Origin of the sequence: Vibrio sp. 10N.247.310.17 (genome assembly GCF_041466605.1) — a bacterium.
Lineage (GTDB): Bacteria > Pseudomonadota > Gammaproteobacteria > Enterobacterales > Vibrionaceae > Vibrio > Vibrio tasmaniensis_A.
The window spans coordinates 1-21745 of the sequence record NZ_JBFSTC010000026.1; the positions used below are offsets into that span (position 1 = coordinate 1).

Genomic DNA, 21745 nt, shown 5'->3' on the forward strand with positions numbered 1-21745 from the left:
GCTGATCAGATCGTAGGTTCTTGATTTAGTTCCATTGAATTACGCAACAAAGCCCATTTACATGCATTTTTTCGCACCTAAATGTCTAATGAATAAAGAAACTGATTCAGTTACAGGTTACTGAATTCTTTAATTAACGAGCAACCATGCTGGCTGCAATAACCACCAACAGTACTGAGAAGATCTTCTTAATCGTTGGAACCGGTAAATGGTTAGTTGCTTTTGCGCCTAGCGGAGCTGTAAACCAAGATGTGCACACGATGCCCAGCAGTGCAGGCAAATAAACAAAGCCAGCAAAACCGTCTGTTAGAGCAAAGTGGCTGCTGCCTGAACTGATGTAACCTATCGAGCCAAACAACGCGATAACAATGCCACAAGCCGACGCACAACCAATCGCCTTTTTCATATCGACAGAGAAGAACGTCAATAGTGGAACCAGCAATGCCCCACCACCAATGCCTATCATGGCTGACAAGCCGCCCGTAATAGTTGTAAGAACCGTTAGTACGCCCTTGTTCGGTAGCTTTCGTTCTTTAGGCGCGTCATTTTTGCTGCTTAAGAACATCTTGATCGCAATAAGAACCACACTCACGGCAAACACAATACGAACCACTTTTTCCGGTAAAAGAGCCGCCATAAAACCACTAATCAATGCACCCAGAGCAACACCCAACATGATCCAAGGTGCCAAATCCCAAGGCACGTTTCCATTTTTGTGGTGAGCAAGCGCAGAGGAAGTTGAGGTAAACAAAATTGATGCCAAGGAAGTCGCAATCGCTGCAACGACCACTTGGTCAGCAGGTAAAACTTCTAAGTGAAGTAAAATGCTGCTTAACACAGGTACAATGATAAGCCCCCCGCCAATCCCCAAAAGCCCGGCAAGAAAACCAACACCACTGCCTAATAATGCACAGTATAAAATCAACAACAGCAACTCACTCATTTCGTCCATCTCTTAATTAAATTAATTGTCTTAAATAACACACTATTAATGTGGTTATATTTCCATCAAGCCAATTAATATAACTGACACCACCTAATATTTTCAAACATAATAGATCATGAATATTCCTCATGTTGATTGTGAAAGAATACCATTGTTAATCATTTATCGAACCAAGTATAAAAATACCAAGCGATTAACTTAATACCGTATTAATTTTTTCATACAGTATTGCCTTCAACTATTAATCCGGTCACAAGCAAAAATAAATGCAATTTTAATTCTAAAGACCGAGAAAGTCAGACTACAGATTGGGATATCAGAACAACATGAATACAGAATTTAATTTTACAATTAAGAGCATTAGCCTCGACGAGAACTATCAACCTGCGGACAGCACACGTATCACCACCAACTTCGCTAACTTAGCGCGTGGTGACAGCCGCCAAGCAAACTTGCGCAATGCACTGCAGATGATTGACAACAGTTTCAACGCATTAGCACACTGGGACAACCCAAAGGGCGATCGTTACTCTGTAGAGCTTGAAATCATTTCTGTTGATATGGACATTGAAAGCAACGGCGAAGCATTCCCTTCCATTGAAGTACTGAAAACCAATATTCTAGACCGTAAAACCAACGAGCGTATTGAAGGCATTATCGGAAATAACTTCTCTTCTTATGTTCGAGATTATGACTTTAGCGTACGTCTATTGGATCATAATAAAGGCCAAGAGAAATTCAGCATTCCGGAAGATTTTGGGGATTTACACGGCAAGCTTTTTAAATATTTCGTTAACTCTGACGCTTACAAAAAGAACTTTAATAAACCACCTGTTATTTGCTTAAGCGTGTCAGATAATAAAACCTATTACCGTACTGAAAACCAACACCCAGTATTAGGTTTTGAATACCAACCAAATGAGTCTTCTTTAACTGAACAATATTTTAAGAAGATGGGCTTACAGGTTCGTTACTTCATGCCGCCAAACAGTGTTGCACCTCTAGCTTTCTATTTCTTTGGTGATCTACTGAACGATTACTCAAACCTAGAACTTATCAGCACCATCAGCACCATGGGTACATTCCAAAAAATCTACCGTCCTGAGATTTACAACGCGAATGCGGTTGCAGGTAACTGCTACCAACCAAACTTGAAAAACTTGGATCACTCGCTAACTCAAATCGTGTATGACCGAGAAGAACGAAGCAAATTAGCTATCGAACAAGGTAAATTCGCAGAAGAGACTTTCATTAAGCCATACCAGTCAGTTCTAGAGAACTGGTCTGCCAACTACGCGCTTTAATCGAGCAATTACGCTCTTAAATCACCAAGGATAGGCAGTATAAATTATGAAAACATTATTACCGACTTCAACAGCAGGCAGCTTACCTAAGCCATCTTGGCTAGCACAGCCAGAGACACTTTGGTCTCCATGGAAACTGGAAGGCGACGAATTAACCGACGGCAAACAAGACGCGCTACGTGTCTCTCTTCAAGACCAGCAACAAGCCGGTATTGATATTGTGAGTGACGGCGAACAGACACGTCAGCACTTTGTAACAACCTTCATTGAACACTTGAATGGCGTGGATTTTGAGAAGCGTGAAACCGTTAAAATTCGCGACCGTTACGATGCGAGTGTACCAACAGTCGTTGGCCCTGTTTCTCGTCAAAAATCGGTTTTTGTCGAAGATGCTAAGTTCTTACGCCAGCAAACGGATCAACCAATTAAGTGGGCTCTACCGGGGCCAATGACCATGATAGATACGCTTTACGACGCGCATTACCAAAGCCGTGAAAAGCTAGCATGGGAGTTCGCAAAAATCCTTAACGAAGAAGCAAAAGAGTTAGAAGCTGCTGGTGTTGATATTATTCAGTTCGATGAGCCTGCGTTTAACGTATTTTTTGATGACGTGAACGATTGGGGTATTGCTTGTTTAGAAAGAGCCATTGAAGGGCTTAAGTGTGAAACTGCAGTCCATATTTGTTATGGCTACGGCATCAAAGCAAATACGGATTGGAAAAAGACACTAGGTACCGAGTGGCGCCAATACGAAGAGGTATTTCCTAAGCTTCAGCAATCGAATATCGATATCATCTCATTAGAGTGTCATAACTCTCATGTTCCGGTTGAATTGCTTGAGCTCGTTCGAGGTAAGAAAGTGATGGTCGGTGCTATCGATGTTGCAACCAATTCAATTGAAACACCAGAAGAAGTTGCCGACACTCTACGAGAAACACTGAAGTATGTTGATGCCGATAAGCTCTACCCGTGCACCAACTGCGGCATGGCTCCCCTTCCTCGTGAAATTGCCTCAGCTAAGCTCAATGCGCTAAGCGCTGGCGCAGAGATCGTTCGTAAAGAACTTTCAGAGTAACGGTTTAAACTCAAACCAAAACTAAAACCGAATTCTTGAAGCCTAAGTATCCTATTGATGCTTAGGCTTTTTCTATATTAGTACATGATTTTTATAAGCAGCGGCTTACCAAGTTTTATCTAAGTCTTGAGCATATAAAGAGATCGCGCGTTGGTACTCTTTAATCGCATCGCTATTAGTCGTAGATACCAAAAGCTCAAGTAATAGCGACGTCGCCTCTTTATGGCGACCTAAATTGTACAAACACATTGCGTAGAAAGGTTTCACTTCTATCGAGTCAGGATACTCAGCCATAGTCTGTTCGAAATAGCCTAAAGCCTCTGCATAAAGACCAAGGCTTCGATAAGTACTCGCCAAACCGAACAGCGCATCAAAACGCTCTACTGAAGAAAGCACGCCAGACAGAGATAGCACATAGTGCTCAATCGCCTGTCGCTCTTTACCTTGATTATCGTAAGACCACGCGATCTGCAAGTGCGCTTTCGCGGCATAATTTTCATCAGTGAGTAGCGTTGCCAACAAGTCACGTGACTCTTGGTACTTCTCTTCTTTTCGCAATTCGATTGCTTGTTTGATAATGGTGTCCATAGTTCTTCCTAAAATCAGTTCCATTTCAACGAGTCCTTTCACTTCAGACAACTGAGTAAAACCTTTTGATTGATAAAGCTTAATGGCGGGGTTCTCACTGAACACTCGCAACACTAACTGAGCCGATGATTGATTATTCGCATGTTCAATAGCTAAATCGAGACACTTAGAACCAAAGCCTCTACCTTGATATTCAGCTAATATCTGCAAGTCCCTAAGAAAAGTTGTATCACTAGTGTAACTGAAGCGAATAACACCAATACGGCTATCCCCTAAATAAACTTCATAGTTATCCAGTTCATCCCAGCTACGTAAAAACTGACTATGACCCCAAGCGATGCCACGAGCTTGGTAGTAACTCGCCATATTCGTTTTAGTGATCGATTCAGCGAACTTAGGATCGGAACCTTTGACTAACCTTACTTCCATATTGTGTCCTTTGTTTCTAAATCAAACATTGAGCAATACGTAATTTAAGTACCAAGAGTATTGCATCGTGTTTAAACCATCCTAATCAATCTGGTTCCTTGGTTAACGCCTTCTCTAACCACATTGAACTGATGTATTGACCGTTTTTCTTCGCATATTCATTGAACACTCCGACTTCTCGAAATCCAAAACGTTTATGAAGTGCTATTGAAGCCTCATTAGGTAAAGCAACACCTGAGAGTACGCGGTGAACACCATAATCACTAATCGATGCAAATAGCTGAGAATAAAGCTTAGAGCCTAAGCCTTTACCTTGAGCTTCTGTCGCAAGATAAATAGTGACCTCTGCGGTATCTTCAAATGCCGACATAACCCGGTATTGCTGAGAACACGCGAAGCCTAATAACGCATCACCTTCTGTCGCGACATAAAGTTGATATTTACTTTGACTAGAAAATTGAGAAAACCACTGCTGGCGATTTTCCAACGACAACTTCTCTTCTTCAAAGCGCGCATTGGTATGTTCAATATAAAAGTTGAAGATATCGGTGATGCCTGCAATATCAGGTAATGTCCCTACTCTGATTTCCATGTAATGTCCTTTTAGTTGTCTATTTTGAATGACTAGTAAACAGGCATCAATAGTGACTGCAGAACTGACTCTCGCAAGGAATACCATCACGATCACCATCTATTTTCACATTGGGACAGTTTGCCAAATAAAACTTTGCTTCATCACAAGATAACATCTCACTGCAGTACATTTTTCCTTGGCAGCTAAAACCCATACTCTCATATGCCGGATTTAACTTTGGCTCTAACAAAAAAAGATAAAAAGCTGCCCCTATAAGACCAACGATAAGTGCAGACAAAATAAGTGATAAAGGATTGGATTTGAGTGGTTCTATACCAACTAACTGAGCACTCGAAGCGCTGAGTTTAGAAGAACTATGTGATAGTTGAAATTCAACGCTATCTCCCACTTTTGGAGAACGATAACCCTTTCGAAATTTGGATATATGAACAAAAATATCGCCCTTTAATTCATCTGAGTTGATGAATCCAAAACCCCTCTCATCAACCCATCGAACAATTTTTCCATTCATAGCTATCCCTTCTTCAAACCGCTTTCAACTCTTGACTCATATCACCAACAATATGCAGATTACATTATGACAGCTTAATGTGGGGGCAAATTACTCGATGGACTCTTAACTTTACCCATTTTAGTCAGGATGCCTTTGCCCTTCTCATAAACAAGAGATAAACCAAAGTAGACTGAAACCCACAAGACAAAATCAAGAGCGGCTAACTTGATATCAAGTGGATCTGAAAAGATGTTATAGGTGTGTCCAAACTTTGCTTCAATTGATTTAACTAAAATCACTGTAGCGATAAAAATCACAATCCTCATGGGTTTCCCTATCTATACGTTTAAACTAAATCGTACACATGCGCGTGGATATTGTTTAAGTTATTCCAAGTATATAATGCGTTTATAGCCCTACATGTCGTTGGCTTTTTCTATAAACCAAGTGCCTTTACACGGGCCATTAGTTAAATGCCAGCGACCATCAAATCTATTGCTACTGCCACGTGCTGAAAATCGATAATCCCACTGGCTATTGCGGACTTCTAACCATTTAACGCATTACGCCAATATTGCACCGTTTTATCAGAGACAGAACCGGTTTCGTTCGCTGATGCGATCAAGAAGCCACATAAGTTGGTCGCAACTTCCTCATTGCCTAACAAATATAAACTACGAATAGCTCGCGTTAACCTTAGTTGGTTATGATCATGGTTTTTAAGCCATACATGATTTGCGGGGCTAAGCGGTAACAACGAAGATATTTCGATACCCTCTCGCTGCATGCCCCAAAACTCAAGCATCAGGTCAAGCACTTGTAGATGTGCAGTGCGAAGGTCTTCTGAATTAGCAAAAATCGCCCTGTCTTCTTGAGTAACCAACGGGGCATGTTGATTAAACTTAGTCCCTTCATCGATTGGGAAAAACACTTGGATGTACTTATGGTCGTGCTCCAACCAAAAGTGATTGTAAGCTAACAACTGTTCAATATTACGACCAAATTTGTCTGGCACTTCACCAGATATAAAGCGAGCAATCTCACTCATTTTTAAATCCTACTGACTATAACCCCCCACTTGTGGGCGAATGCATTATTACGCAGTAAACCTTGAAAAACCTAGTCCTTTACGTTGTAAGCACCGATCTGACTTCGAACGCCAAATACCGCACGTTAGGAATACTTGTTAATACTTCCAACTCACTGTTCTAACAGACGACACTGATACCCTGCGACGCATTTTAGCTCTGTAATATGTTCAGGGAATAGTTCGTGAAGAAAATACAATGCATCTGTTGGTGTTGGCGTAGCGCATGAGTTTTAGACTTAAGCCAGCAACCAGTGTGTTAATAACTGAGTACTAAAACCTGAACGACTAAAAGAGATAGGTAATATATGCACCGAAAGATTACATCTTTCAAAGACAAAACCCTTCAGAAAGCGTCCTTCGGTGCATATAATTTCAAGCGACTGACATTAGTGACTAGCGTAAGTCGCTAACATAAATAACTAGCGTAAGCGTCTCAACACAACCTGCTGGTCAAGCTCATTCTGATAGTCCGTGTAATCAAGCCCTTGATCAAATATGTACTCAGTGACAAGAGTACGAATGCATTCAACTAACGTGCTTGCTTGCCAAGGCTTTTCAAAGTAACGGTCGATGCCTGCTGCATTAATCGCATTGATGGTATCGGTGTGAGTGGCCTGCCCCGTAAGAAGAATTTTCTTTGTATTCGGAAAGCGGCTGTCATGGAACACTTCAGTGAGTAACTCCACACCCGTTTTCCCTGGCATCACATGATCAGACACGATGACGGTAATGTGTTCGCCTTCTGCGTCAAGTTCATCAATGAGATCAAGCACTTCTTGTGCTGATTCACAATCTTCAATATTCAGCCAACTCGCCAGCGGCTCTAAATCTTGTACCACTGCGCTCAGTACTTCTCTCTGGTCATCGACACAGATTAAATTAAGCTTCTCCATGTTCACCCTCTACTGGTAACTTGATTCTAAATACAGTTTTAGAAGCATCACTTTTCACAATAATACTTCCGCCATAACCCGCCACAATCCGCTTAACTATTGATAAACCCAAGCCCAATCCAAACGATAAACCACCTTTTTTAGTGGTGAAGTTGGGCTGAAATACCTTTCTACGAGTCACCTCGTCTATCTCAGGGCCGTTATTCGTGATCGTAACTAATATTCTTTTCTTACTTAATCTGGTTTGAATTTCGATTGCAGCATCGTCTGAATTCGACATTGCATCGCAAGCATTCTTTACAATGTTGACCCAAATCTGAACGAGCTCTGTTTTCGAGCCTTTAAAAGTCGGCAAATCTGCAGGGCTCAATCGCACAGATACTCTACGTAACTCACTTTGTAACAACGACAAGGCATGGTTAATGGAGTCGTTAATATCAACCGCTTCTTCGGTGTCAATATCAACTCTGCCAAGTTGTTTAACCGATTTTACGATGCCAACGGTGTGTCTAGATGCCAAACGTAAATCATGTAAATCACAGCCCATCTGCCAAAAACGAATCGCTTCTTCTGGGTTTTTCAGCCAATGTTTTGAAATAACGTCTGTTGCAGATAAAGCGTCAATTGGAATCGCCTTTGCAAGAGAGCGAGCAATGTTTTTGTCTAAACCATATTTTCTTTCAAATTGTCGCCCACGTGTTCGCGCTTCTGACGACGACGTTTTCTGACCATGCATTAACCCAAAATCGAAAAATTGACTGGCTTCTGGATGCACTTCTTCAAGCAGATCCATGATGACCGTTTCAAGTCGGCCAGATTTACTATTTACTACACCAATAGCGTTGTTAAGCTCATGAGCAATCCCTGCAGCCAATTGACCCAAGGTCGTCATTTGCTCAGCAGTATGTAACTTCTCTAGCGCTTTTTGTTTCGCTATCGCTTCTTGTGTTGCACGGCGTTGACGACGCGACAACTCGTTGACGATCACAGGTGTGAACTGTGCGGTAAGAGGGCCAAAGTTACGTTCATCTTCTGCCGGCGTGTCTTTATCGATCCACGCTAACTCAACATCGGTTTTAGCAACAACCGTTGAAGATGCTGTCCAATTACCTGAAAAGAAGCTATGAACGCCAATAAAAGCCCCACTACCCGCGCTAAACACTCGCACTTGCGGTGTATTCGCTTCGGAATAAAACCCTTCTAGTTCTCCACTAAACACATAATATAAACGAGTGTTTAACGCTGATTGTTCAATAATGGTGTTACCGGCACGGCACGTCACCCGACGTTCTGTCTGATTAAAATAACGATCGATAAGTGCTTCTAGCTTTTGTTGATACACGTATCGTTATCCTATGTGACCAATTGAATGTAGCAGCCACACCATAACAAAGCTCAATAGCACACCAACCACACCTAAAATAATACCGATTCTGGCCATTTGATTACTTTGCACATGACCCGTGGCATGAGCCAACGCATTCGGTGGCGTACTGATTGGCAGCGACATACCTAATGAAGCGGCAAAAGTCACAACAAGAATTAACGTCAATTCACCGCCGAGTGGCGTGAGTGAAGCCATAGACGAACCTAATGCAGCCATAATTGGCATTAACAAGTTAGCCGTTGCGGTATGAGACATAAAGTTTGCCATTACCAAACACAAGAACGCCGCTCCGAACAACACCACATAGGGTGAGTAAGCATCAAACGGAATGCTGTGTACCACGAGCCTTGCTAAGCCAGTTTTATCGAGAGCTAAACCAAGTGCAATACCACCAGATACAAGCCACAGTACGTCCCAAGAAATCTTTTTCAGGTCTTCTTTATTGATGATCCCTGTGAGTGAGAACACAGCGACAGGAATAAGAGCGACAGTATAAGAGTTCATGCCATGGCTTGAGCCCATTAACCAAAGAATGATGGTCAGTGCAAAAGTGACGTATACCGCAATGGCTTTGGGCGTTTTAAGGAATTTACCTTTGATGCTTAGCTCGATTTTCTTTTGGTCAGCTTTGTACATAAAGCCGATTAAAAACCACGCTAACGCCATCATAATAACGACAAACGGCACACCAAATGCCATCCATTCACCGAACGTAATGAGGTTATCACCAACTAAATATTTAAGTGCGATAGCGTTCGGCGGGGTGCCGATCGGGGTACCAATGCCACCGATGTTAGCGGCGACAGGGATACAAAGCGCAAACGCTACACGACCGGGATCTTTCGGACCAAACACAGCCAATACCGGCGTTAAAATAGATAGCATCATTGCCGTTGTTGCCGTGTTAGACATAAACATCGAAAAGATACCAGTGATCAGCATTAAGCCGAGCATCACAAACTTTGGGTCTTGTCCGAATGGCTTCAATAACACACGAGCTAAGTTTACGTCTAATCGATATTTAGTGGCGGCCATCGCTAAGAAAAAACCACCTAAAAACAGCATGATGATTGGGCTGGCGAATGTCGCCATGATATCGCTGTATTTTAACAGCTCACCAAAATGTTCTTCCCCATGCTCAAACCTTAAAAAGATCAGCCCTTTATCCGACAACATCAATAATTGCAGAACGATAATAACAACAGACGTCGCGTAAATCGGGATAGGCTCGAACACCCAGCACAATGCCGCTAATAAAAAGATCGCAATAACGCGTTGTTGAATAATCGTAAGGCCTTCAAATGGAAACGCTGATAGCGGCATTACGAGGATAATGAAAGGAATTAAAATAGGGATAATGTATTTAATATAGGGGCGCATAGCACAAAAACTCTTCCTGAGATAACAACTACTTAGAAATTAGATTTAAAGTTCTAATTTAGATCCGACAACGAATTATCGAACTCTTATCACTATCTCACTATCGGCTAGATCAATGATTATGTAATCGCGATATCCCCGTTTTCGTTTCTGTGCGCTACCTCTACGTTTGTATGTCATTTACTGTTGCATATAACTTGATTAATCTCGTCGTCAGGATCTTCCATAGGGCTACTGGCCTGTCGATAAAGATTAAAAAGTATTACGTCAACGCCGAAATCTACCTTGAAGCATTTACGTGCGTGGTTCAGATAGGTGTTCTATGCCCAACTCTCGTTGTTTACGTTTACTTAAACCACTAGCAACAATACGATAAGACTCAGACAAGTAATACTTAAGGTCATCGTCTAATTGACCTGAAGTTTCAACTTGCTGTATCCATTTCATCCCACGGTTAGCAAAGTACGGAGCCGGTTTATAACCCTCACAATCACTGAGAAAATCGTAATTTAAGTTGGATGTCTTAAAAGTAAATGCCGCTTTTTTGCCATCACTCCAACCACCAATGGCAAAGACTTTACCACCCACCTTCCAGACATCTGAATTGCCCCATTGAACGACATGACTCGTCCCAGTAAATGTCTCGCAAAAATGGTTAAACTCATCGTAATTCATACTCATTTCCTTATGCACACAACCTCGGATTAAATGTCTAACGTCAGTTCTTGTATGTCAATTAGATCGACTTCCCTACCTAATATTCGCTTGTACTCTACTAAATGATGAACTGGGATTACTGGCAATTCGATACCGAGATAGCTTTTACTGACTGACTCTGAAAAATCGATTTCGAGTTGATGCCAAGATCCATCTAGAGCCGACTGTATCTTCGTATTATGAGATAAACCAATTTCAATTTTTTGGTCTTGGTAAACTAACTGGAAATACTCGAGATCCCAACCGTATTCTGCATAGTGAATTAACGGCTTAGATATGAATTGCGATACGCGAGCCAAAACCTTGTTTGCGTCAAAGTTGTGGATATAAAGGTCTATGTCTGCGATTTCACGACTACCACCATGTATCGTTGCAGCTAGCCCTCCGACAATTTGATACTCAACACCCTCGGCATCCAAGAGCTCTTTGAGCCACTTCAGCGCTACTTTCACTTTTTCACTCATCTAATTCCCTTAGCTGAATTTTCCCTATACCAAAACATCTAACTGAGCAGCAATCATCAGTTATAGGTGCCGTGTACGTTTGTAATGCCGCTATTTCAACTTAAATGGCTCTTTGAATATTCAAACAACTTGAAATCATCTGATTGGTCTGGCTGAACTTCACCGACTTTGATATAGCCTAACTTTTCGTAGAAATGGTGGTTTCTGTAGGACTGATAAGGGGTGAACAAAGTCCAGTTTGCGATATGCGAATACTGGTGTTCAATAAGGCTCATGGCTTGAGAGCCAATATGTTTATTTTGATACTGAACATCAATGTAGAAATATCGGATCTCAATACTGCTCTGCTCACCACACTCTACGCAAATTGCCCCAGCATAGTCGCTGTTGTACAGCACTTTATAAAAGTTGCCTTTACTAACCTCAGCTTGGAACCACTCTGTTGATTCTATGTTTGGCGGGAACGCACCGTATTTTTCCACATCGTCTGCAAATGCGCTGAGTGCAGACTTCTGCAGCTGTTGGATATCGGCAGTGCTGGCAAGTTCAAGTTGGAGGGAGATATCCGGCATAATTGTCCTTAATTCATCACATACATCTATTTCATGTCAGTTCGTCGGCTCATAAAACTCATGTCACCCCTTACGAGAGGTTCCACTTATTCCTTCGACACAGAACGTGTTATGAAACTATAAAGTATAAGCCCGACAAACAACACTTGGCGTTTACCAAGCTCAATCATGGATCTCAATTTGCAACATCCCTAGGCTACAGACACAACAAAGTTGCACTTGCTCCCTTGATTGAAAAACCAAATAGGGAGCAATTTTATACTGCCTTCTTCTAAACGTAGATTCTTGTTAGAACGCAATTTTCACTTGTACTGTGATAATACCGGAGAAACTAAAGGATTAGCCCGCAGGCAAAATTGAGCTACAAAACAAAACAAAAACCACTGATTGACTTCAAACCCATTCAGGTTACTGATAGATTAGAGCTGTAGAGTAAAAACTCTATCGATATAAGAATTCGAATAAGGGTTATATATGAGACTATCTTTTTCTATCAGTATGGCGCTTGCAACGACAGTGGTTGGCTTCCAGTCTTATGCAAATAATATCGACACAGCAAACTCAATCTCTCCCGTAGATCCACTCTCTATTTCAGAGCCGCACTTTATTTCAGAGCCCACATCTATTACAAAGAGCAGTGCTGCGCAAAAACAATCTTTGGCTTTGCAAATCAGCGAGCGTTATTCCGACCTTGAGATCCAATTAAAAGATCAGATCACAGAGAGACACCCATCAACCTCACTCGACACACTCGACACACTTGGCGCTTCTCAAGCTTATTCTGCATTTTCTTACGAGATGGAAGAAGCTGACCTAAGCTATCGTAAAATGAAAGGTATTGAAGATTTTAGCGACTCTGTGTTAGAGCTTCGCATGGCTGATGAAGCGATGATCGAAGCTTGGAAGAATGGTGAAAACCCGCTGTTTGCATTTGAACCATCAGGCGATGATTCAAACTGGCAATACATCGAAGCCTATGATGTGTATGGGCAGGTTCACGAACTAGACGTGTACCAAATGCCAGACGTCCCAGTGTTTGTGGTTGATAGTAACGGTGCTGAAGAGCTCAAAGCAGGCTTAATGGCGATGCAGGCAGAGATGCAAAAGCTGGGTACTACAACGCAAATCAATGCCGTTAGCGATACCAATGCCGACGAGAGTAAACCTCAAAAATCGTCTTTGATGAACAGGGCTCGTCGCTCGATGGCCTTGTCGGAACCTGAGCCGTTGAATACCACACAATTAACCAAAATCCGTTTAGCCGTCGACCAAGAACCTTGGATCTCTGGTAAAGCGGAAATCTACGCTATCGTGACGGGTGTCGATTCAAGTCGTTTAGAGCCCCAGATCGACCTCGTTGAGATGCCTTATCTGGACTACGACAAACAAACGTACTACCCGAACCAGACCGTCATCTTCTGGCCTCGCTACCGTTGGGGCGCTGCAGACATGGTCTTAATGGAACACTATGATGGAACAGATTATAAAGCGCTAGCAAAACTCTTGGTTCAAGCCGCAGAAGAGATACTGAAGATGATTCCTGATCCAGAAGTTCAGGGTTATGCGATCATCCCTCAGATCACAGGCAAGATTATCGATGTGATTCCTGATGGCGTATTAGTGAATGATGACGACTTCGTGGACGTGTACTACACCTTAATGCAAAACACGCCTTATGTAGACCGTCCGGGCGCTGGCGGAAATGCTGTCGCATCGTTTGCACCAGTAACGATTTCGCCTACAGAGTAAGTCGTTTCTTATTCAGTTAGGGCTTAATCGCTAGGCCCTAACTCTTCATTATCGAAGCTAAGTCAAACACAAGAGACCTACTCAGAACCTAATTACAGGGAGTAATCAAACACAATGATGTCTTCTAAAAGCGGACGAAACACATCTTTCAGCGCATCATGCTCAGGGTGCGGAAGGTAATTCTGGCGGCCTTCTTCATCGGCGAACGTCATTAACACCGAGTGGGTATAACCTTGATTCTTGTTTTCAGGGCTGTCATTTAATCCCCATTCTACTGAAGTGACCCCTTCAACCTTGTTTGGCATCGCTTCAAACAGCATCTTTAGTTTTTGAACCTCTGAAGCCTCAGCGTTTTCTTTAAACTTAATCAGTAGAATATGACGAATCATTCCCGTTTCTTTTTGAGTCATTCCTTGTCCTTTCGAGTCGTTCGCTTACTGGTTTGTAATGCTTAACCAACACCCAATAGCGATCTAAATTAGAGAACAACAAAATGCCACACGTTACACAACATGCCAAGGCTAGATCGCTAGAGTTTATAAAATACTCCACAACCCAATAACGAAAAATGCTGCACCCGAAGGCGCAGCATTTCTCATGACAATGGTAAGCACATCTTTAACGTTAATCACGACGACCTGTAAGCTGGATCGTTTGGTCTTGATCTACGTTCTTTTGGAATTGGATTCCGCCGTTAGACGCTTCATTTCTTCCTTCAAGTGTTAAGTCAGATTCAACACGCTCAGCCTTTACTTGATTAGCTTCGCTCGTTGCCATGTCGATAGTACCGGTATAAGTTCCGTCAGCAGCGAAAGCTGTGTTCATTGAAAGAGCCATCAAGCCTAGTGCGATAAACTTGTTCATACATCACCTCATATTATTTTTAATTATTTGTTCGTTTGATATCTGTGTTTCTTTGTTGGGGTAACTTTAGCGCTTGAGTGATAGCGACTCGAGGAAAAGCAAGATTTACCAAATGGAAAATCAAGGGATTAGCGAAGTTCTGACGCGGTGCTGTCTTATGGGATTTTTATTGGCACTATGATATTAGAGTCACATAATCTCAGTACGCCTGCCGCGCCGAGATTACTGCCTATAAAAGGATTCATTTGGAGAGCCTGTGGACATCAATCTAGACATTCAAAATATCCTCGTAATCAAGCGTATGTATGAACTTCGCAATGTTGGATTGGTTGCCGAGTCGCTAGGCAAAACCTCCGGTGCGATCAGCAAGAACCTTTCGAAGTTAAAGTTACAGCTCGATGATCCACTGTTCATTCAAACCAAACACGGGTTTGAACCCACGACTTTTGTTGAAACCAACATCGAAAACTTTGAGAAGATCCTGAGCAGCGTTGAAGCCATAACACACCAAGTGTTCTCGCCAGAAACTTACCAAGGCGATATCAAAATCTACGCGAATACCCTGTTCTGGGAGCGTTTTGGTTCGAAGCTCTACTTTGCTCTGAGTAAAGAAGCCCCGCATGCTCACTACTCATTCGTTCGGTGGGGAAGCAATGTGAGGAACAGGCTCATCGACGGTGAGGAATCCATTGCGGTTCATTACTTTGATGAAACCTTGCCACAGTCAATTTCTCAAATGGAATTCGGCAAAGGAAAAGTGGTGTTCTTCGTGAGAGAGGATCATCCAGCGAAAGACTTTGAATCGCTCGCCAACTACCCAATCATTCTATTTAAAACCCCGGGATGGAATGACAATAAATACCCGATCCTTGATCGCCTTAGAAATATCGGATTTCACGTAAACCCAAGAGTGGAAGTCGATCATCCTGCGATGATTCACGATGTTGTGTTCAAATCCGACTATTTTGGTATCACCCTCAATGGCAGCGTACCAGAAGGCTGTCGTAGTATTGATTTACCCGAAAAACTGACGATCGATGTGGGTTATGTGATGAGCTGCCGTCGTTCGCAAAAAGATGCACCTTTGAATCAGTGGCTATTCCAAATGTTGAAATCCACCCTAAAAAACAAACAAGCGTAGTTCAACATCTAAAGGCCTAAATGATTAACGGGTTAAGAGCTTAAAAGCGTAAAGGCTTAGCTGCTTAACGACATAACTCCCCTATCATCCAATAAAGAAAAGGCTCCCGAGGGAGCCTTTGATTAGGGTTCTAGTGACTATTCGCTTATGTTTTTATTTTAAAATGCTTCTTCGAGCGTTTGTTCGTTCTTTTTTTCGGTTTGTTTTTCAACGGTTTCAACCTCTTTCAAGCGCGCAGTGAAGTGTCTTAACACTGGCGGTTCGTAGGTAAAATCGAGCCCTTTCACTTGTCCTGCATTCTCTTTCACTTTTTCGAATGCTTCGATAATGAAGTCCATGTGTGTTTGTGTGTAGGTCGCGCGAGGAATGGTAAGGCGCAACAACTCAGCAGGACATGGGTGTTGTTCACCGGTTGCTGGGTCGCGGCCTTGCAGTAAAGAACCAATCTCAACCGCTCTAATGCCCGCCACTTTGTACAGTTCACACGCCAAAGCATGTGCGGGAAACTGACTAGCCGGAATATGAGGTAGCAATTTACCCGCATCCACAAACGCAGCATGCCCCCCTGCTTGCTGACACACGATACCCATCGCTTCTAAGCCATCAACAAGGTATTGAACCTGACCAATTCGGTATTCCAACCAGTCTTGACGCATACCGTCATAAAGGCCAACCGCCAAACGCTCCATTGCACCGCCTTCTAAGCCACCATAGGTTGGGAAGCCTTCTTGCACGACACACAAGGTTCGACACTCTGTGTACACATCCATGAAAGAGTCGTCTTTAAAGCACAACAAGCCGCCCATTTGTACCATGGCATCTTTCTTGGCAGACATGGCTAAGCCATCCGCGTATTTGTAAGACTCACGCGTGATCTGTTCGATTGTCCAATCTTGATAACCGACTTCACGCTGCTGAATGAAATAAGCATTTTCAGCGTAGCGTGCAGAATCCATAATTACTGGGATATCGTACTTCTGTGCGATTTCATAAACGGCTTTTAGATTGGCGATAGACACTGGCTGTCCACCAGCAGAGTTACAAGTAATGGTACTCACAATGTAAGGAACATTGGCCGCGCCCGCTTCTAAAATCGCTTCTTCCAGCTTCACTACATCGAAGTTGCCTTTGAAGTCCGCATTCACAGAGGTATCGAACGCTTCTTTGGTATAAACGTTCTTTGCCACACAGCAATTCACTTGGGTGTGACCTTGTGTTGTATCGAAGAAGTAGTTAGACAGGGCGACCATTTTGCTGCGATCGAGTCCTTTCTCCATTTCACGCTTCTTGATAAGAACAGGAATGTAGATCTGCTCTGCGCCGCGCCCTTGGTGTGTTGGAATCGTCAACTCGTAACCGAAGATATCCTTAACCGCATTCGACAATGCGTAGTAACTGCGACTACCACTGTACGCTTCATCCCCCATTAACATCGCGGCTTGCATACGTTGGGTGATAGAACCTGTACCGCTGTCTGTCAGTAAGTCGATAAACACATCATCACTATCCAGTAAGAATGGGTTCATGCCCGCTTCAACAATGGCTTGCTCACGATATGCAGAGGTTGTTCTTTTTACTGGTTCTACAACACGAATACGAAACGGTTCTGGTAGATGTTTGAAGTTTTCCATAATAGTACCTTTCTATACATTCCGATCAGGTCGAAATCTATTTTCTTTAGATGTCACGAATCCTCACCATTAAATTATTAGTTCCGTATAAATACACACATAAAATTAACAGTGAAAATAAAAATTAAAAAATTACTTATTAATCAAACCTAAACAGAGGCTGAGATAATTAGCGAGAACGACAAAACAACGAATATTCCGCACGAAATAATAAGTGCGATATTCATGCGTTCAAAGGTTATCAAAGCTGCTGATAGGTAAACAAAGCATGCTGCTTTGCTGGCGCGTGACGCCTAGAGGGTACTACTCTGAAGAAAGGCGGAACGAGAGCTGGTGATCTAAGGTATACCAAGCTAACAAGGTTAGCCATGTTGTTGATTGCCATTTCAGATACATGTTCACAATATATCCCTACGTTGAAATCAAGATGAACCGAAAATTAAATATAGTGCAATTGTTTTATAAATACAGCTTAGAAAAGTATAAATGTGATCAAAATTTGGAATGGTAATTAAATACGATAGCATGTTATATAAACTGTGAATCACAGCCGTTTATATACTATTAAACTAGTTCAACGAGTTACTTAATAATATCGAATCTCTTTTGAACTCAATATCTCTCTAATAAGAGGCGAAGATGGCTGTTTTCTAAAAAGCTATCTTCTAGAAATCTACTAAGCTAAAAACGCCAAGCTCTGATGAGGCTCAAACCTCACCAGAACCGTATTCGCAGTGAATGACTTACTTCTTCTTAACCACTTGTTTAATCGCCATTTCAGCTAACTTCGGAGTCGCGGCTTTCAACGCACTTGGTGCCACCTTCTTACCGACTTTTACTGCTTTATTCAGTTGGCCTTTAACCGACGTGCCTCTTTTCATGGCTTCTAAACGTTGGCGGTTTCTCTGAACGTTATTTGCGTCAGCGATACGCTCAATCAACGTCTGCCTTAAAGTATCTAAACCAAACTGTACCTTTTCTGGCGCAATCGCCAGCGGCAAAGCGATGTCCGGCTGCAACAATGTTTGATTATATTCGAGCGCTTGAGCTATGATCTTTGCTTTGGTTGATGTTGGGTTCTCTAAGTCATACGGCGGTTGCCACTCATCTACAGGCTTTAACCTATCTACTTGATTCACAACTGACACCACAATCGGCTTCTTGCGTGAGATGTTCTTAGGATCATCATAGAAAGCATCAAATCTATCTTTCAACTGCTTATCCAAATCACGTGCAGACTGATTGGCTTTAAGTACCCACAGCACCACATCAGCTTGGGTCATCTCTTTAAGCATCTGCGCTTCGGTTTTAGGATTGCCATCAAGCCCTTGAAGATCAACCACGCGAACATCATTATCGTCGACAAACGCGTTGTAGACGGTTGATGTATCGGTTGATGGTAGAACATCGACCTCGGCAACCAGCTCTTGCTTAAGAGCGTTGATAAGTGAAGATTTACCCGAACTTGTTTGCCCAACCAGCACGATTCGCACAGGCTCTAACTCAGGAGCAAAGCGTTGTTCGTCGAGTTCAGAAACATCGGACACTTTAAGTGCTTCATCTTCAATGCTGAAACGTCCGCTATAGAGATCAATCGCCACCGCCGCCACTTCATCTAATAAGGCTTGTTTAGCGGCGTATTGCATGTCATCAACCACACCTCTTGTCATTGAAGATGTCGCTTGCTCTCTCCCTAAATCAGAAACAACTTTTAGCGGGTTCAAATAGAGGTTTTTGAGGTGATTCCCCCAAATAGCGGCCTTAACGATCTTTTGCCCTAGCTCGCCATATTTATCATAGGCTTCGTAGCCCGCCTTAATGTAAGAAACCTTGAGATACTCAATGCCCGGTATATGCTCTCGCACTACCAGTTTGTAGCGTCGGCTGACCTCTTCGAAGAGTTTTAGCCCTTCAGGAATCGAGAAATCGAGCGATTTCTTATCAAACTTTTTCGCCACAAACTCAAGTACTTCTAAACCGGTTTGGTCTAGGTTGCCCCACTCTATGTCGACCATTAATTGTTGGCGTACATGGTGTTTTGAATCATTCCAGATCGACAGTTCTTTTTGAGACCAATCAGTCGAAGCCTTAACCAATACATCGTTGATATCAGCTTTGTTATGTTGTGAATCAGATTCAGAACTTCCCTCGCCAAGGCCGTCGCTCTCTTTATTTGAGAAGGGCTCCGTACTTGAAGATCGGCGTGAAGAGCGGCTAGAAATGAATAAAGGAATGGTGAACACCAAGGTACTCACGGCAATCGCAATCGACATTTCGAGTAGGTAACCGTATTTAATCGCCAAGAAGACACCAAAACCCATCATGATAATGCTTGGGAAGATGGCAGAAATCAGAGCAATGCCCCAGCGGCCGCTCGATAACACCGCCAGTAATCGAAATAGGTTTCTAATTTTCTTCATAGCCCGACGCCGCCTTTCCTTTTTTCAGGGATTCTTTGTAGATTTTTTGCATCTCTTGTTCAGAGACTTGTTCGCCTTTGTTCTTATGATAGAAGTAAAAGCAGGCCGCACGACCTAAACCATAGCTGGTGCCGAAACTCATGGCCGCTGCTGCAACCGCGCCGACCGTTTGACCATAAACCGGAATCAACTTTATCAGTTGTCGAGTGCCCAGCTTCATTCCGTATTGCAACGCAAAGCTACTTCCCAAAGTGCCTATCAATTCACTGAAGACTCTCTTGTTCCATTCGACACCATATTGATTCGCCAAACTATGTAGCATTTTCGCTTGAATCGCAGGTACCGACACCAAACCAACACCCGGAATCAAGTCACTGGCGGCGGCACTTCCTGCGTACCAAAGCACTTCATTTTCTACTTGATCAAAGTTGGCTTCTTCTTGCGTGGAATGCTCTTTGTCTTGCACCATCATTCCAATAACAGGAAGAATACTGGTTAGCTTTTCTAACAAGATGTCATAGTTGTAAATTGAACCACTGTTATTGCTCGAGTCATCCGTTTCGAAATCGACCGCTACCGATTCAAACTCTTTACCCCAAGCCTTCTCTACTTGGTTGGTGTTGAACTGAACCTGCCTTGCTCGATCTGTTTCACCGGAAAACAACACTGCAGTATGAACAAGCAGCAAGTGTTTAATCTTCTTCTGTTTCTTAATCTGCTTTAGAGCCGCAAGCACTGAGGATTGTTCAGGTTCGTCGGCTTTCATTACAACGACTAACGCATTACCTGCCTGACCAATCTCTTCCAGATCCTCTTTCGCATCATAATTCGCTTCGCTTAGTCCTCTGGTATCGAGAAAGCGCATCACCGGTTTGTCTTGTGGGAATTCATAAGACATCGCCGTCATGGTACAAGGCGCAAAACCATTGCCAACTTCAACAGAAGAGTCGCCAGTCACCGCCTGAATAAACGATGACTTACCTGCCCCCGTTTTCCCCAACAGCCACAAGGTCGGCAGATGCTGACGCTGGTATTCATGGGCCTGAGTCAAGTCTGGGTTCTTGCTCGGATTAATGAAGTCTTTTATTTGATCAAACATGTTTAGAGTAACGCTCACTTGATGTTGAGATTCGAGTTGATGACAAAGCAATACTGACTTATATAATCACAAATCATATTAAACTTATGTTTGTTCAGTCGCACAGGTTTACAATACCTAAATGCTTGTTTTTATTTGCGCGCTCATTTTTTATAGGCGCTTTTTTATACGTGCGGGTATCATCGTATTGATTCACGCATCGAACAAACATAAGCAAACATCGACAAACACAGAGAAGTAAAAGGTAAGTATGGAACAAATTTATTTAGCTGGCGGTTGCTTATGGGGCGTACAGGAATTTATTAAGTACGTTCCTGGTGTTATCAGCACAGAAGCAGGTCGTGCCAATGGAAGCGCCCAGCTAACAGAAAACGGGACGACACAATGCGATAGCACGCAATGCAATGGCACACAAAGCGATTACGATGGCTATGCAGAATGCGTACAAATTGAATTTGATCCAAGCGTCACGTCTGTAATGATTTTGATGAAACACTTGTTTGAGATTATCGACCCTTACAGCGTCAATAAACAAGGTGTCGATGTCGGAGAAAAATACCGCACAGGCGTTTACAGTACTAACGCAGAACACTTAACCGAAGCTAAGCACTATATTGCCTCTCGTGACGACGCCGACCGTATCGCACTTGAGATATTGCCGTTAACTCACTATGTCGCGAGTGATGATATCCACCAGCATCACCTAAGCCACTTCCCTGAAGATCACCACTTGTGCCATATCCCTTGGGATCTGCTGCATAAGTACAAATCCTAGACTTAAACGTTACGCCTTGAGCCTAGAGCCTAGAAACAGAACACTAAAAAGCCCCAATAAGCATTTACCTATTGGGGCTTTTTAAATTATTTCAGTATGAGCTAAAGCCAGAAAGCTTATTGAGTGATTTTCA

The 21745-nt window shown here is 42.7% G+C and carries 22 protein-coding genes and 1 pseudogene; 5 read left to right on the top strand and 18 right to left on the bottom strand.

What is annotated here, in order from left to right; all coding sequences use genetic code 11:
• Positions 1 to 133: 133 nt before the first annotated feature.
• Positions 134 to 943, bottom strand: coding sequence for a sulfite exporter TauE/SafE family protein (locus AB6D80_RS09705; protein ID WP_371702332.1), 810 nt, complete (start codon positions 941 to 943; stop codon positions 134 to 136).
• Between the two features lie 329 nt (positions 944 to 1272).
• On the opposite strand from AB6D80_RS09705, the gene AB6D80_RS09710 reads away from it, so the two are divergent.
• Together AB6D80_RS09710 and AB6D80_RS09715 are read left to right on the top strand one after the other, a co-directional pair.
• Positions 1273 to 2250: a DUF1852 domain-containing protein gene (locus AB6D80_RS09710; protein WP_029222927.1), complete on the top strand. Its 978-nt coding sequence runs from the start codon at positions 1273 to 1275 to the stop codon at positions 2248 to 2250.
• Between the two features lie 46 nt (positions 2251 to 2296).
• The gene (locus tag AB6D80_RS09715; protein ID WP_009846559.1) at positions 2297 to 3325 is read left to right on the top strand and encodes a methionine synthase; all 1029 of its coding nucleotides are present in this window, start codon (positions 2297 to 2299) and stop codon (positions 3323 to 3325) included.
• A gap of 105 nt (positions 3326 to 3430) precedes the next feature.
• On the opposite strand, the gene AB6D80_RS09720 is transcribed toward AB6D80_RS09715, so the two are convergent.
• The 12 genes and pseudogenes from AB6D80_RS09720 to AB6D80_RS09775 all read right to left on the bottom strand — a co-directional run bounded on the left by AB6D80_RS09720 (position 3431) and on the right by AB6D80_RS09775 (position 11933).
• Positions 3431 to 3913 carry a tetratricopeptide repeat protein gene (locus tag AB6D80_RS09720; protein WP_029222928.1) on the bottom strand — a complete coding sequence of 161 codons (483 nt, stop codon included), beginning with the start codon at positions 3911 to 3913 and terminating at the stop codon, positions 3431 to 3433.
• Positions 3911 to 4342 (bottom strand): annotated as a pseudogene (locus AB6D80_RS09725) (GNAT family N-acetyltransferase); the annotation flags it as partial. The pseudogene AB6D80_RS09725 and the gene AB6D80_RS09720, both read right to left, overlap by 3 nt.
• 85 nt (positions 4343 to 4427) lie before the next feature.
• A complete protein-coding gene (locus tag AB6D80_RS09730) occupies positions 4428 to 4934 on the bottom strand; it encodes a GNAT family N-acetyltransferase (protein ID WP_009846557.1) in 507 nt (168 codons plus the stop codon).
• 46 nt (positions 4935 to 4980) lie between these two features.
• Positions 4981 to 5448, bottom strand: a complete 468-nt coding sequence (locus tag AB6D80_RS09735) for a cold shock domain-containing protein (protein ID WP_012603768.1) — start codon at positions 5446 to 5448, stop codon at positions 4981 to 4983.
• A gap of 74 nt (positions 5449 to 5522) precedes the next feature.
• Complete coding sequence (locus AB6D80_RS09740; RefSeq protein ID WP_012603767.1) at positions 5523 to 5756, bottom strand: hypothetical protein; 234 nt, start codon at positions 5754 to 5756, stop codon at positions 5523 to 5525.
• 221 nt (positions 5757 to 5977) lie between these two features.
• On the bottom strand, positions 5978 to 6478 hold the full coding sequence (locus AB6D80_RS09745) for an opioid growth factor receptor-related protein (protein WP_371996271.1): 501 nt from the start codon (positions 6476 to 6478) through the stop codon (positions 5978 to 5980).
• Positions 6479 to 6939: 461 nt separating this feature from the next.
• Entirely contained in the window at positions 6940 to 7413 is a 474-nt protein-coding gene (locus tag AB6D80_RS09750) for a response regulator (RefSeq protein ID WP_017062404.1), read from the bottom strand.
• Positions 7400 to 8755: an ATP-binding protein gene (locus tag AB6D80_RS09755; RefSeq protein WP_065682212.1), complete on the bottom strand. Its 1356-nt coding sequence runs from the start codon at positions 8753 to 8755 to the stop codon at positions 7400 to 7402. Before AB6D80_RS09755 ends, AB6D80_RS09750 begins: the two co-directional genes overlap by 14 nt.
• A gap of 6 nt (positions 8756 to 8761) precedes the next feature.
• Positions 8762 to 10180 (bottom strand): DASS family sodium-coupled anion symporter, encoded by a 1419-nt coding sequence (locus AB6D80_RS09760; protein WP_372188396.1) that lies wholly within the window; start codon positions 10178 to 10180, stop codon positions 8762 to 8764.
• A 294-nt stretch (positions 10181 to 10474) separates the two neighbouring features.
• Positions 10475 to 10855 carry an MmcQ/YjbR family DNA-binding protein gene (locus AB6D80_RS09765; RefSeq protein ID WP_372188398.1) on the bottom strand — a complete coding sequence of 127 codons (381 nt, stop codon included), beginning with the start codon at positions 10853 to 10855 and terminating at the stop codon, positions 10475 to 10477.
• A gap of 29 nt (positions 10856 to 10884) precedes the next feature.
• The gene (locus AB6D80_RS09770) at positions 10885 to 11361 is read right to left on the bottom strand and encodes a MazG-related protein (protein WP_372188400.1); all 477 of its coding nucleotides are present in this window, start codon (positions 11359 to 11361) and stop codon (positions 10885 to 10887) included.
• Between the two features lie 95 nt (positions 11362 to 11456).
• Positions 11457 to 11933 carry a GNAT family N-acetyltransferase gene (locus AB6D80_RS09775; RefSeq protein ID WP_009846548.1) on the bottom strand — a complete coding sequence of 159 codons (477 nt, stop codon included), beginning with the start codon at positions 11931 to 11933 and terminating at the stop codon, positions 11457 to 11459.
• 474 nt (positions 11934 to 12407) lie between these two features.
• On the opposite strand from AB6D80_RS09775, the gene AB6D80_RS09780 reads away from it, so the two are divergent.
• Entirely contained in the window at positions 12408 to 13682 is a 1275-nt protein-coding gene (locus AB6D80_RS09780) for a DUF3103 domain-containing protein (protein ID WP_372188402.1), read from the top strand.
• A gap of 92 nt (positions 13683 to 13774) precedes the next feature.
• On the opposite strand, the gene AB6D80_RS09785 is transcribed toward AB6D80_RS09780, so the two are convergent.
• Positions 13775 to 14092: a Dabb family protein gene (locus tag AB6D80_RS09785; protein ID WP_009846539.1), complete on the bottom strand. Its 318-nt coding sequence runs from the start codon at positions 14090 to 14092 to the stop codon at positions 13775 to 13777.
• A 214-nt stretch (positions 14093 to 14306) separates the two neighbouring features.
• Positions 14307 to 14546, bottom strand: a complete 240-nt coding sequence (locus tag AB6D80_RS09790) for a hypothetical protein (protein WP_009846538.1) — start codon at positions 14544 to 14546, stop codon at positions 14307 to 14309.
• 256 nt (positions 14547 to 14802) lie between these two features.
• Here AB6D80_RS09790 and AB6D80_RS09795 point away from each other — a divergent pair, with 256 nt between their 5' ends.
• Entirely contained in the window at positions 14803 to 15687 is an 885-nt protein-coding gene (locus AB6D80_RS09795; protein ID WP_372188404.1) for a LysR substrate-binding domain-containing protein, read from the top strand.
• Between the two features lie 158 nt (positions 15688 to 15845).
• Here AB6D80_RS09795 and tnaA read toward each other — a convergent pair whose 3' ends face one another.
• From tnaA to AB6D80_RS09810, 3 genes are all read right to left on the bottom strand, one after another.
• Positions 15846 to 17318 (bottom strand): tryptophanase, encoded by a 1473-nt coding sequence (tnaA, locus tag AB6D80_RS09800; RefSeq protein WP_372188406.1) that lies wholly within the window; start codon positions 17316 to 17318, stop codon positions 15846 to 15848.
• Positions 17319 to 18061: 743 nt separating this feature from the next.
• Positions 18062 to 19738, bottom strand: coding sequence for a GTPase family protein (locus AB6D80_RS09805; RefSeq protein WP_372188408.1), 1677 nt, complete (start codon positions 19736 to 19738; stop codon positions 18062 to 18064).
• A complete protein-coding gene (locus AB6D80_RS09810; RefSeq protein WP_372032206.1) occupies positions 19725 to 20837 on the bottom strand; it encodes a YcjF family protein in 1113 nt (370 codons plus the stop codon). Before AB6D80_RS09810 ends, AB6D80_RS09805 begins: the two co-directional genes overlap by 14 nt.
• A gap of 250 nt (positions 20838 to 21087) precedes the next feature.
• On the opposite strand from AB6D80_RS09810, the gene AB6D80_RS09815 reads away from it, so the two are divergent.
• Positions 21088 to 21612 carry a peptide-methionine (S)-S-oxide reductase gene (locus AB6D80_RS09815; protein ID WP_372188410.1) on the top strand — a complete coding sequence of 175 codons (525 nt, stop codon included), beginning with the start codon at positions 21088 to 21090 and terminating at the stop codon, positions 21610 to 21612.
• Positions 21613 to 21745 lie beyond the last annotated feature (133 nt).